This window comes from Psychrobacter sp. KFRI-CH2-11 (assembly GCF_038239325.1).
GTDB classification, from domain to species: Bacteria; Pseudomonadota; Gammaproteobacteria; order Pseudomonadales; family Moraxellaceae; genus Psychrobacter; species Psychrobacter celer.
Map to the genome: position 1 here is coordinate 2,104,453 of NZ_CP151283.1, position 12,677 is coordinate 2,117,129.

Genomic DNA, 12,677 nt, shown 5'->3' on the forward strand with positions numbered 1-12,677 from the left:
GTTTTTAAGCCGCTTTGAAAAACACAGCGGCAAAAACACGACTGCTAAACAATCTGATAGGTTCTGATTGGTAATAATCTGATTTATCGCGACGATTTACTTGTTAGATGCGGACGCGATTCGCAATTATAGCCCCAGCCCCGCTTTGATGATGCGCAAGTGGGTCACTCAATCCTCAGCATGGACTCTCTTATGACCCCTGACAATGACAAAAAAACCAGCATTGCCACACTCGATCGCACAGCGACGCTACAGGCGTTTTGTGACGTCGTAGAGTCTCGTCGTTCGGTGCGTCGTTTCACTGACACACCGATACCAGATGCCGTACTGGCAGACTGTCTGCGTCTGGCCATGCTGGCACCCAACTCAAGCAATCTGCAGCCGTGGGAGTTTTATGTCATCGATGATGCAGACACACGCAAACGTGCGATAAAAAACTGCATGAACCAAAACGCGGCAAAAACCTCAGCGCGTCTCATTGCAGTGGTGGCGCGTACTGACGTATGGCAAGACCACGCCCAGCAGATATTGCGTGAATACCCTGATAAACCTGTCCCAAAAAAGGTAAAAGACTACTACAACAAAATCGTCACTTTAGACTTTTTGCGTGGCCCTGCCAACATCGTCTCTGTAGCCAAATGGGGTGCAACTCAGGTCGCAAGACGCCTCAAAGGGCCAATTAAGTCGCCTTACTATACCTTTGAAGACACCAAAAACTGGGCCACCAACAATACCGCTCTTGCCGCCCAAAATCTGATGCTAGCTTTACGTGCACATGGCTTTGACAGCTGTCCGATGGGCGGCTTTGATGAGCCTGCTATGAAGCGACTATTAGGTTTAAGCGACGACCACCATATCGTCATGATGATTGGCGCAGGCAAGCGCGCTGACAATGGTATTTACAACACCCAGTTTCGCTTTGATCAAGCTCAATTTGTTCATTACGTCTAAACCCGTCATTAGTTATTAATATTAGCTATTAATATCCGTTATTTTAGCCATCTCCTTTACCACTCCCTTAACCAAGGAATGTCATGACTATCTCTCAAAACCCAACGTTTGATACCTTCCAAGGATTATTTAACGAAGCTGAATTTGTCTATCGTCATTTAGGCTCAAACGATGCCAAACAAGCTGACTTGCTCAGCGCCGTTGGTTATCAAGATATGGCAAGCTTTATCAACGATACCGTGCCTGAGCCTGTGCGCTTGCACAAAGCGCTTGAGCTACCAGTCGCGATGAGTGAGCATGCTGCACTTGCCAAGCTACGCACCATGGCAGACGACATCACGGTAAACAAAAGCTACATCGGTCAAGGCTACTCGCCAGTACGCATGCCTGCAGTCATTCAGCGTAACGTGCTAGAAAACCCAGGCTGGTATACCGCTTATACGCCTTATCAAGCAGAAATCGCCCAAGGTCGCCTAGAAGCATTGCTTAACTTCCAACAAGTATGTATCGACTTAACAGGGTTGGAGATGGCTGGCGCGTCACTACTTGATGAAGCGACGGCCGCAGCAGAAGCGATGGCGATGTCAAAGCGCGTAAGCAAAAGCAAATCAAACCAGTTTTTTGTGGATGAGCGCATCTATCCGCAGACCCTAGATGTCATCAACACTCGTGCCAAGTACTTTGGTTGGGACGTGGTTGTTGGTGATTTTGAAACCGCCAAATCAGGCGACTACTTTGGCGCAATTTTCCAATACGTCGGTGTTGAGGGCGATGTACAAGACTTAACCGACGTCATCGCCGCAGTCAAGAAAAACAAAACCTACGTCAGCGTCGTCAGCGACATCATGAGCTTGGTGTTGTTAAAGTCACCAGCCGATATGGGCGCAGATGTGGCACTTGGTAGCACCCAGCGCTTTGGTATTCCAATGGGCTTTGGTGGTCCACACGCCGCCTATTTTGCTTTCTCTGACAAAGCCAAGCGCTCAGCACCTGGCCGTATCATTGGTGTGTCAAAAGACTCGCAAGGCAATACCGCGCTACGTATGGCACTGCAGACACGTGAGCAGCACATTCGCCGCGAAAAAGCCAACTCAAACATCTGTACCTCGCAAGTATTGCTCGCCAACCTTGCAGGTATGTACGCGGTTTATCATGGTCCAGGCGGCGTCAAACGTATCGCCACTCGCATCCATGCGTTTGCAACTGCCTTTGCTGATGTGATCAAATCTGCGGCTGACAGCAAGCTAACCGTGGTGCATGAGCAGTTCTTTGATACCGTGGTCATCGATTGCGGCTCAGAAAATCTGGCCACCCAAATCTTTGAAAACGCAGAAAACATCGGCTACAACTTATGGCGTCTAGGTACGACCAAGCTGAGCGTGGCCTTTAGTGAAACCAGCGACGCGCAAGACTTTAAGGCGCTAACGCAGTTGTTTGTCAGTAAAGCGCATGACTTGCCAGCAGAAGCTCGCGTGTCACTCGATAGCGCGCACTTGCGTACCGATGACATCCTGACCCATCCGGTGTTTAACTCGCACCACACCGAGCACGAAATGCTGCGCTACCTAAAGTCGCTAGAAGACAAAGATTTGGCGATGAACCGCAGTATGATTTCACTTGGCAGCTGTACCATGAAGCTAAACGCCACCAGTGAGATGCTACCGATTACTTGGCCTGAATTTGCCAACGTGCATCCCTTTGCACCGCGCAGCCAAGTCACCGGCTATATCGCCATGATCGATAGCTTACAAGATCAGCTAAAAGCCATCACCGGCTTTGACGATGTATCGATGCAACCAAACTCAGGCGCTTCTGGTGAATACGCAGGCCTACTTGCCATTCGCCGCTATCATGAATCATTGGGCGAAACAGAGCGTAATGTGTGTCTGATCCCGCAGTCGGCACACGGCACCAACCCTGCAACGGCCATGATGATGGGTATGAAAGTCGTCGTCGTCAAAACTGACGAAAACGGTAACGTAGACATTGAGGACTTGACGGCGAAATGTGAAGAGCATAGCGCAAGCCTAGGCGCGTTGATGATTACTTATCCATCGACGCACGGGGTGTTTGAAGAAGGCATCCGCCATATCTGTGACTTGATTCATAAGCATGGCGGTCAGGTCTATATGGATGGCGCCAACATGAACGCACAGGTCGGCATGATGCAGCCTGCTGATGTCGGTGCTGACGTACTACATATGAACCTGCACAAAACTTTCTGTATCCCGCATGGCGGCGGCGGTCCTGGCATGGGCCCTATCGGCATGAAGGCGCACTTAGCCCCCTTTATGGCCAACCATACGCTAAGCCCTGTACACAACGCACAAAAAGACTGCTCAGCGGTATCGGCAGCGCCTTATGGCTCAGCGAGTATCTTACCCATCTCTTGGATGTATATCACCATGATGGGCCGCGATGGTCTGCTAAAAGCCACGGAGCTTGCGCTCTTAAACGCCAACTATGTCGCCACTCAGCTACAAGACCACTACCCTGTTCTGTATACGGGCAAAAACGGCCGCGTTGCGCACGAGTGTATCATCGATATTCGCCCATTGAAGGAAGAAACTGGCATCACTGAGAGCGATATCGCCAAGCGTTTGATGGATTATGGCTTCCATTCACCAACGATGAGTTTCCCAGTTGCGGGTACGTTGATGATTGAGCCAACTGAGTCTGAGTCTGTCGAGGAACTGGACCGCTTCATCAGTGCACTTAAATCTATCAAAGCTGAGGCTATGAAGGCCAAAGCTGGCGAAGATGGTTGGACATTAGAAGACAATCCATTGGTCAATGCGCCGCACACTGCCGCGATGATTACCAGTGAAGAATGGACGCATCCATATAGCCGTGATACCGCTGCATTCCCACTGCCGTACATCCGCGCTCATAAGTTCTGGCCAAGTGTGGCACGTGTCGATGACGCCTATGGCGATAAAAACCTTATGTGCTCTTGCCCAAGCATCGAAAACTATATGTAGTTTGCAAACAACTATAAACAGTTGATATAAAAACAAACCTCCAAGTCAGTAGCTGATTTGGAGGTTTTTATTTGGCTTGAGATATTTAGCGCTATACTATTCATATCATCAAGTTGTTAACCGTACGTTTTTAATAGATATCATTTTTAATGGAAGTCAGCATGCCACAAAAAAACCGAGTTATTCTCATCCATGGTCTGCACCAAACCGCTTGGATTATGCGACCATTGGCCAAACGCTTACAAGTAGCAGGATTTGATACTTATCAATTTGGCTATCGCAGTATGCGTGATGGCATCAAAACTCATAGTGCCCGATTAAATGACTGGCTAGAAAACCATCATTATCCTGACGAGCCAATCGATTTGGTCGGTCATAGTTTGGGTGGTTTGATTATTCGTGATTTTGTCGCTGAATATCCACAATGGCAAATTGGGCGTTGCATAACGCTCGGGACACCGCATTTAGGTAGTGTTTGTGCAGATTATATTTGGCGCTTGACGCCAGCGGTGGTAGGACGCTCGTACGTCGATGCGTTAGATGGTACCACAGCGCCGTTGCCGGAGCATATTACCTTAGGCGTGATAGCAGGCAATCGCTCTTATGGTTTGGGTCAGCTGTTTTTGCAGTATCATAATCGCAAACTTCGGCAGGCAGATAACATGCCATCAGCAGAATATCTGCTACACGATGGCACGGTATATATAGAAGAAACTAAAATAGAGGCCGCAACTGACCATATCGTCCTTCCCGTCTCGCACACAGGAATGCTGGTCGACAAAGCGGTCGCCGAGCAGACCCAATATTTTTTACGACATGGACAGTTTAAACGCTAAAAATGCTCGACATTAAAAACACTAAGCCTAACCAAACCTCATAGATGAGATTATCTTAAGCTTTTATACCCATACCCTGCTGTAGCTCGGTTTTATGCCCTTTAATCACCGGTATCAAGGTTTGCATCACCCACTCATTGCGCCAGTCTTTTAAGCCTTCTGGCAGCTCGGTTAGGTCTTTATCAAAGGCAATGATTTCATAGAGCTGCGCCAGCCATTTTTTGCGCATCAAGACATTGGCAGGCACACCGATTTTTTCTGCGTGCGTATCGATCGCTTGCTGCACCGCTTTTGATAGGACTTTGTTTTTAGAGCGATATGGCGGTAGCAAGCAGGCAGGATGCTCAGCAGGATGCAGGTTTTTGGCTTCCTTAATCACCTTGAGCAACTCCTCACCATAGAGGCGTAGCATGCTGCGGTGCATGGTGGTTTTGTGCGCAAGCTCGCGCATACTGCTGGGCTTTTCGGTAATGATTTCACGTACCGCTTGTTTTTTTATCACAAAGGTACGCGGCTGATTGGTCGCCCGCGCCAGCTCCTCGCGCCATGTCGCCACCGCCTGTAGTATCGCCATCTGCTCAGAGGTATAGCGATAATCCGCCATCGTTAGATACATCTCATCGTCGGCCATATGCTGCGCGTCATAGAGATCACGGGCATACAGCTGACAATCCGCCCACACATAGTCAAAGAGACCTTGCTTTTTTAGCTCGTATTCAAGACTTAGATAAAGCGCGGGCAAAAACCGTACGTCATCAATCGCATACTGCTCTTGCTCATCTGATAGCGGACGCTGTAGCCAGTCAGACTGGCTTTGTTCTTTATCGATATGCATGTCTAACTGGTCATCAAGCGCTTGCTGATAACCCATTTGTAATTGACCCGTCAAATACGACAGCGCAATTTGCGTATCAAAGATATTGGTGAGAGGCGGACAGCCAGACAACAGATAAAAAATACCCAAATCTTCGCCGCAGGCATGCCAAATCGCCACATCCACTTTCATCAGCGCTTGCCACAGCTCAGCCAATTGTAGTCGCGGGGCGTCTAATAGATAGATATGATCGCCTGTGTTGAGCTGCACCAAAGCCAAACGCGGATAGTAGGTGTCACGCTTGATAAACTCGGTATCTAACGCCACGCGCCCGCACGTCGCCAATGCCTCTATCACTTCAGCCAAACCCTCTTGCTCACGTACCCATGTCACATCGGCGTCTTCAGCGATGTCTAATAAAGCATCGATGTCAGGCTCAGGCGGCAGGTCTACTGACCCTGCGCCGGTATTGACTGGCATCGCCGGCTCGTCAGCGGTAGCCGCAGGCTTTGAATGATTGGATGGAGTAACAGCGGTTGAGATATGGTTGTACACGGGCAGATACCTGCATAGATAAGAGAGAATAAAACGCCAAGTGCGTTTTACGATAGTGAAAAGTAAGCACAATAATAAAACTTGCCAGCCTGTAATTATAACAACTTCATACCCTAAAATGGGCACAAGCCGCGTTCTGTCTCACAAAAAAAGCCTGCATTGCATTCGCAGTAGCAAAAAACTATAAAAACGAGCGGTTTTGCATGGCTTGCCCGAGGGTCATACTATCGAGGTACTCAAGCTCGCCGCCCATCGGTACGCCTTGCGCCAAACGGGTGATTTTACTGACATGACGATTGACCGCTTCACTGATAAAGTGCGCGGTGGTCTGGCCTTCGACCGTGGTACCCGTCGCCAATATCAGCTCTGCCACTGGCTCCTGCTTGACCCGCCACACCAGCTGATCGATGTTTAAATCATCAGCACTGATGCCGTCTAGTGGTGACAGATGGCCACCTAAGACAAAATAACGACCACGGTAACCTGCCGTTTGCTCTATCGCCATCACATCGGCGGCGGTTTCGACCACGCATAACAGCCCATCATCACGCCTCGGATCTTGGCATAATGGACAAATCGCCTCATCACTGAAGCTATGGCAGCGCTGGCACTCAACGATATCTCGCATTGCTTCATCCAGCGCTTGCGCGAGCGCCATGCCTTGCGGGCGTTTTTTGGTCAGCAAATGGAGCGCCATACGTTGGGCGCTTTTTTGTCCCACGCCTGGCAAGATACGCAGCTGTTTGACCAGCTGATCGAATTTGGCTGTCAGCAAAGTGTCTTCCTTTTTTAACTTCATGTATAAATCGTAGCTATAAAAATGGGGTCGTATCGTGTCGATAACAACCCCATTTTTGTGTTCAGCGTGCTGTTTTTGGCGGCTAAAGGCTTTATATTTCACATGTTTTTTTAAAACCATGCCAGATACTTGCTTTGCTTAGCCTGCCCTTGAGCTGTTTAAAACAAGCCTTGCATACCTGGTGGTAAACCCATGCCTGAGGTCGCGCTCGCCATGGTTTGCTCATATAGCTCGTCGGCTTGACGTACTGCATCATTGATCGCAGCAGCGATGAGGTCTTCGATCATATCTGGCTCGTCTTCTAATAAGCTAGGATCGATGGTCAAACGCTTGACCACGTGACGACCAGTCATGGTGACTTTGACCAGACCACTGCCCGCTTCTGCTTGTACTTCTTTATTAGCCAGCTCTTTTTTGGCGTTTTCAACGTTTGCTTCGACTTTCTTTTGCATCGTTTGTGCTTGTTGCATCAATGCTTGAATATTCATAATCGCCTCTTGGTATTTTATGGAAATACGTAACGTAATGCGTCGGTTTTCATCACGTCACGTTTATGCGTTGACGGTGATTATACCGTTATCTTTACAAACTGTCTAAGCCGCGCGCCAAATCTTTGATGATATCTGCCACGTCCTCCAGCCCAACCGACAAACGAATGAGACTGTCTTTGACACCCGCTTCTGCGCGCGCCTCAGCGCTCAGGCGAAAATGGGTGGTGGTTGCAGGATGAGTGATGGTGGTTTTGGCATCGCCCAGATTATTGGTGATAGAGAGCATTTGAGTGGCGTCTATCACATGCCAAGCAGCTGCTTTTGCATCCCTGATACCTGCATCAGAGCGGGCTTGCGGCTGCACCTCAAACCCCATAATAGCACCGTAGCCACCTTGCATATGATGTTGCTGCGTGGCAAGCGCATGAGCGGGATGATCGCTTAAGCCTGAAAAATGCACGGTGCTAACATTGGGGTGATGGGCCAAAAACTCTGCCACTTGATTGGCGTTTTGGCAGTGCGCCTGCATACGCAGCTTTAGTGTCTCAAGCCCTTTGGTAAAGACCCACGCGTTGAACGGGCTCATACTGATACCGCCTGAGCGCACCACGGTAAAGGCATCTTGCATCAGCTTATCACTACCGACCAGCGCGCCGCCCAACACTCGGCCCTGACCGTCTAGATACTTGGTCGCCGAGTGAATCACCACATCCGCGCCCAAATCTAATGGCCGCTGCAGCGCCGGCGTCGCAAAGCAATTATCAACGACAAGTAATATACCATTGGCTTTACACAGCTCGCTTAAATAGCCAATATCACAAATTTGCGCGAGTGGATTACTTGGGCTTTCGCAATATATCACTTTGGTGTTTGGCTGCACCGCTTTTGCCCACGCGTCATTATCGAAGCAATCGACATAGCTGACCTCGATCCCAAACTTTGTCATGTAATTATTAAACAGTCCAATCGATGAGCCAAATAGCTGATTGGCCGCCAGCAGATGGTCGCCTGCTTTTAGGTAGGCCAAACACATGGTCAAAATCGCGCCCATGCCTGAAGCGGTGGCTACCGCGCGCTCGCCATTCTCAAGCGCAGCCAAACGCCGCTCAAACGTACGCACGCTGGGATTGGTATGACGTGAGTACACGTTACCTGTTTTGCTATCGTTAAAGTGCGCAGCAGCATCGGCGGCCGACGCATAAACATAGGAGCTGGTGGTAAAAATAGCCTCTGAATGCTCGCCTTCATCGGTGCGGTGGTGCCCAGCTCGTACTGCGATGGTTTGCATACCATAATTAAGGCCTAAATCGAGCGCATCGCTGCGCCAGTTTGGATCCAGTGTATTTAAATTTTTATCATCCTGCGTTTGCGACTGACTCATATATCTTCCATTGCCTTGGTGAGTACTGGGGCGTGTCCTCCACTCAGTCGATTATCATCTGCACGGGCTGATGAGGGCACGCCTTAAATTAATAAGGGGTGATTGGTAAAGTGACGGCATATCTTTGTCGAACTTACCTATCCGCCTTATCATAGCATGTCAACTTATTCCAAACATCTGGTTTCAAAGGTCAGCTAAATCGTATTTTTGCATACTCAGTCCAGCGGCATACGAGCGCGTAGCAGACCCACTATCACCTTGGAGAGACGCTACAACACGCTGAGCCATTTAACAAAAATAACGTATTTATAATAGGCAGATATAGCAACAACTGCTAAGCTTAGCGTCGATTTCGAGTTAAGCTCAGATTTTACCTGACGCAGTACTATTATCGATTTGCTAATCAATGCTATTATTTCAAAACCTCTATTTTTTGTGGTCATAGACAGCGTAACGATAAGGTCGCTGTCCGACCACACCCAGCAAACGACTTAATCCGTAAATACAGGCTCATTAAGGTAAATCCGTCATGTCGATGTTTAGTATAGATCCAGCCAACTTCTCACTGAGCCTAACCCTCGGACTGACATTGGGACTGAGCGCCTGTCAGAGCCTACCCAAGCAGCCGCACCTGCCCGAGAGCCAAGCGCTGTCTGCACGCATCCATGCACTGTATCAAGCAAAAAACAGCAAACCCTCCGAGCAAACACTATCATCTAATGCCAAGCAAACAGATTTGGTCGCCGCCATCAGCGAACAAAACGATATCCACCCAGACTTATCAGGCTATCACCCGATTGTCACTGGAGCCAATGCCTTTGCCTCTCGCAGCATCTTGACGGGTATGGCCACCCGCAACATCGATGCCCAGTATTATATCTGGCACAATGACCAAGCCGGCCAGCTAATGCTCAAAGACTTGTGGGAAGCGGCTGAGCGCGGGGTAATCGTGCGCTTGCTACTTGATGATTTTAATAACGATGCTGAGTTTGATCAGCATTTATTGCGCTTTGCCAGTCATCCAAATATCGCGGTACGCATCATCAACCCCTTGATGCACCGTAAGTTTCAAACCCTAAACTACGTCACAGGCCTACCTAGAATCAATCGGCGCATGCACAATAAGAGTATGACCTTTGACAAGCAGATTACCATCATCGGTGGACGTAATATCGGCAATGAATACCTAAGTAACGATCAAAATAGCCAGTTTGCTGATCTGGATGTCTTGCTCATCGGCAAAGTCGTGGCCGATATTGATAATAGTTTTGCCAGCTATTGGTCGTCGCCGCTGTCGTTTGACATCGAAACGCTCGCGACCCTTGGCGATGGCGCAGCCACTGATTTTTTGGCAGCGCTGGACAAGATTGGTCAAGATGAAAAAGACCATGCCAATAGCAGCTTGACCGTCTATAAAGCAGCGATTGAAGAGTCGACCATAGATGAGGACTTAGTGAGCAAGCGGGTGCCGTTTCGTTGGACAGACATGCAGTTTTTGAGTGATGATGTCGGTAAGCTGAGCAAGGCCGTCCCTGCCGATACCAATTTGGTGCATCAACTGCGTACCCTGCTCGGCAGCCCGACCAAAAAACTGACCATCATCTCATCTTATTTTGTCCCGACCAAAGACGGCGTCAACACCTTAGTACAGCTGGCCAATGCTGGTATCGATATCAAAATCTTGACCAACTCTTTTGATGCAACGGATGTCACCGCTGTGCACTCTGGCTACAGCCAGTGGCGGCCAGCGCTGCTGCGCTCAGGCGTAAAAATCTATGAGCTCAAATCCACCGCTGGTGAAGAAAAACGTGAAAACAAGCTATGGAAAGCCCGCAGTCAATCCTCAACCAGCCTCCATGCCAAAACCTTTGCCGTTGATGACTATCAAGTGTTTATCGGCTCATATAACGTCGACCCACGCTCTGCCAATATCAATACTGAGATGGGCGTGATCATCAACGACGACGAGCTGGCAAGACAGTTGCATGGCGCGCTCAGTGATGACTTGCTCAATCAAGCTTATGAGGTAAAGCTGTTAGATAACGGTCGCCTGCAGTGGCACACCATGGAAAACGGCGAAAAGGTAGTGTACGACTCAGAGCCGCGAGTCGACATGAGCGACCATATCTGGCTGACCATCATGTCTTGGTTGCCGATTGATTGGTTATTGTAGTACTCGGGCGGGGCTTTTATGCACTCGATAATTATTTCAATGGGCCAAAAATAGCGAAACGCTTAAGCGAAACACTCTGAATATTACTGTCTTGACGCTTCCCTTTTTTATAGGGAGGTGTCAGTTTTTATCATGCGGATTATCTAGAGGATAATCGGCTTAACGACCACATTAGCTTGTGGTGTGGATGCGTGATTTACTATGCCTACTCGTTCTCAATATGCCCTGATGTCTACGAAAGATAGAAACATGGTATTGTTTATTTGCTTTAGTAGCGCCGTCGCGTTTTTTGATTTTTTGATTTATTTATATATCTCAGATATCGTGGCATCGGCGCTGTTCCCCGTCAATAGCAATCCCAATGTTGCTCGGCTACAAGGGTTAGGACTGTTTGCCGTCGGTTATCTTGCTCGTCCATTCGGCGGTGTTTTGCTGGGACGCTATGGAGATATCAAAGGGCGTAAGTTTACTTTGCTCGTCAGTATGCTCGTCAGTGCCATCAGTTTGCTAGTCATGGCTTGTTTGCCGACCTATGCACAGTGGGGACTGATATCACCTGCTTTGTTTATCCTGCTGCGGCTCATACAAGGAATGGCTTTTGGCCTGTATGTGCCCTTGGCTTGGGTATTTGTGGCCGAGCACGTGCCCCGTCAGTATTTGTCGGTTGCTTGTAGTTATGTCACGGCCAGTTTTTTTGTGGGTGTGTTGTTTTCAAATGCGTTTTTTATGTGGTTGTCGAACGTTATGACCACTGAACAATTGGTCGACTATGGCTGGCGACTGCCTTTTTTTGTGGCAGCCATACTGAGCTTTTTGCCGCTATTGGCCTGGCGTTTGGTCAGTGAAACGCCGTTTTTTACGGCCATGCTAGCATCAAAACCACCAAACTATGTCGCCAAACCCTTGACGCTGCTGTCTAAGCACTGCAAGCACTCTGTCTTTATTGGGATGATTTTGACCTTAATCATCTCCAGCATCACCACCGTCGTTGTCATTTTGCTGCCCGACTTGATCAAGCTGCGCTTTAACCTAGATGCGGATTTGTTTGGGTTTTCACACAGTCTGGGCATTGTGTTTATGATTTTTGGCTGTGTTTTTTATGGGATTTTATCGAACTACCAAAACTTTGGTAAAATTCTTGCCGCAGGCTCCGCGCTACTTATCGCCATGATTTTTGCTTTCTTTTATCATTTAGACGCTGGTGGCGATTATATCTTGATCATGTACGCCCTCTTAGGCTTTTGCTCAGGCATTATTGGCATGATGCCAGCTATCTTGGTACAGCTGTTTCCGACCAATGTGCGCCTAACTGGTATGGCACTTTGTTATAATGTCACGTACGGCATCGTCGGTATCTCGATTCCTTTTGGGCTCGGCTATGCCACGACTCTAGTGAGTTTCTCTCCGGCTCTCTACATTGCATTTATCGGTTTTATCGGTATCATCATGGGCCTTTATTTTTACAACTTGCCCGAGTTTAAAAAGATTGAGCATGTGATCTAGTCGCGACCTAACGGGTCGCAGCCTCGGTCGTGTCTTAGCTTTATAGATGATGAATGAATGATGGATCATGGATGATACATACGGTGTCATGGCAGCTGCATGACACTTTTTTATGCGCTTAAGACTCCATAAACCAAACCACGCTTAGACATTTAGCCACTACTACACATTTAACGACTCTTTATTAAGGCCC

Annotated in this window: 9 protein-coding genes; 5 read left to right on the forward strand and 4 right to left on the reverse strand. The window is 48.5% G+C overall.

Annotation, left to right across the window (positions count from 1 at the left end; genetic code table 11):
- Window positions 1-192 precede the first annotated feature (192 nt).
- The 3 genes from AADH33_RS08650 to AADH33_RS08660 all read left to right on the forward strand — a co-directional run bounded on the left by AADH33_RS08650 (window position 193) and on the right by AADH33_RS08660 (window position 4,768).
- A complete protein-coding gene (locus tag AADH33_RS08650) occupies window positions 193-951 on the forward strand; it encodes a nitroreductase family protein (protein ID WP_348548637.1) in 759 nt (252 codons plus the stop codon).
- 83 nt (window positions 952-1,034) lie between these two features.
- The gene (gene gcvP, locus AADH33_RS08655; protein ID WP_348548638.1) at window positions 1,035-3,932 is read left to right on the forward strand and encodes an aminomethyl-transferring glycine dehydrogenase; all 2,898 of its coding nucleotides are present in this window, start codon (window positions 1,035-1,037) and stop codon (window positions 3,930-3,932) included.
- A 161-nt stretch (window positions 3,933-4,093) separates the two neighbouring features.
- The gene (locus AADH33_RS08660) at window positions 4,094-4,768 is read left to right on the forward strand and encodes an esterase/lipase family protein (protein WP_348548639.1); all 675 of its coding nucleotides are present in this window, start codon (window positions 4,094-4,096) and stop codon (window positions 4,766-4,768) included.
- A gap of 55 nt (window positions 4,769-4,823) precedes the next feature.
- Here AADH33_RS08660 and AADH33_RS08665 read toward each other — a convergent pair whose 3' ends face one another.
- The 4 genes from AADH33_RS08665 to AADH33_RS08680 all read right to left on the reverse strand — a co-directional run bounded on the left by AADH33_RS08665 (window position 4,824) and on the right by AADH33_RS08680 (window position 8,808).
- The gene (locus tag AADH33_RS08665; protein ID WP_348548640.1) at window positions 4,824-6,137 is read right to left on the reverse strand and encodes a ribonuclease D; all 1,314 of its coding nucleotides are present in this window, start codon (window positions 6,135-6,137) and stop codon (window positions 4,824-4,826) included.
- A gap of 181 nt (window positions 6,138-6,318) precedes the next feature.
- Window positions 6,319-6,912 carry a recombination mediator RecR gene (gene recR / locus AADH33_RS08670; protein ID WP_075101236.1) on the reverse strand — a complete coding sequence of 198 codons (594 nt, stop codon included), beginning with the start codon at window positions 6,910-6,912 and terminating at the stop codon, window positions 6,319-6,321.
- Window positions 6,913-7,094: 182 nt separating this feature from the next.
- A complete protein-coding gene (locus tag AADH33_RS08675) occupies window positions 7,095-7,424 on the reverse strand; it encodes a YbaB/EbfC family nucleoid-associated protein (protein WP_075101100.1) in 330 nt (109 codons plus the stop codon).
- 94 nt (window positions 7,425-7,518) lie between these two features.
- On the reverse strand, window positions 7,519-8,808 hold the full coding sequence (locus tag AADH33_RS08680; RefSeq protein WP_348548641.1) for an O-succinylhomoserine sulfhydrylase: 1,290 nt from the start codon (window positions 8,806-8,808) through the stop codon (window positions 7,519-7,521).
- 529 nt (window positions 8,809-9,337) lie between these two features.
- Between AADH33_RS08680 and AADH33_RS08685 the strand changes: the two genes are divergently transcribed.
- Together AADH33_RS08685 and AADH33_RS08690 are read left to right on the forward strand one after the other, a co-directional pair.
- Window positions 9,338-10,981 (forward strand): phospholipase D family protein, encoded by a 1,644-nt coding sequence (locus AADH33_RS08685; protein WP_207969081.1) that lies wholly within the window; start codon window positions 9,338-9,340, stop codon window positions 10,979-10,981.
- A gap of 249 nt (window positions 10,982-11,230) precedes the next feature.
- Window positions 11,231-12,484 carry an MFS transporter gene (locus AADH33_RS08690; protein ID WP_348548642.1) on the forward strand — a complete coding sequence of 418 codons (1,254 nt, stop codon included), beginning with the start codon at window positions 11,231-11,233 and terminating at the stop codon, window positions 12,482-12,484.
- Window positions 12,485-12,677: the final 193 nt, after the last annotated feature.

What these genes read in the sequence shown, in the direction of transcription:
- AADH33_RS08685 (WP_207969081.1), top strand. Translation starts at nt 9,338, where the DNA reads ATGTCGATGTTTAGTATAGATCCAGCCAACTTCTCACTGAGCCTAACC.
- AADH33_RS08660 (WP_348548639.1), top strand. Translation starts at nt 4,094, where the DNA reads ATGCCACAAAAAAACCGAGTTATTCTCATCCATGGTCTGCACCAAACC.
- AADH33_RS08690 (WP_348548642.1), top strand. Translation starts at nt 11,231, where the DNA reads ATGGTATTGTTTATTTGCTTTAGTAGCGCCGTCGCGTTTTTTGATTTT.
- AADH33_RS08680 (WP_348548641.1), bottom strand. Translation starts at nt 8,808, where the DNA reads ATGAGTCAGTCGCAAACGCAGGATGATAAAAATTTAAATACACTGGAT.
- gcvP (WP_348548638.1), top strand. Translation starts at nt 1,035, where the DNA reads ATGACTATCTCTCAAAACCCAACGTTTGATACCTTCCAAGGATTATTT.
- AADH33_RS08650 (WP_348548637.1), top strand. Translation starts at nt 193, where the DNA reads ATGACCCCTGACAATGACAAAAAAACCAGCATTGCCACACTCGATCGC.
- AADH33_RS08675 (WP_075101100.1), bottom strand. Translation starts at nt 7,424, where the DNA reads ATGAATATTCAAGCATTGATGCAACAAGCACAAACGATGCAAAAGAAA.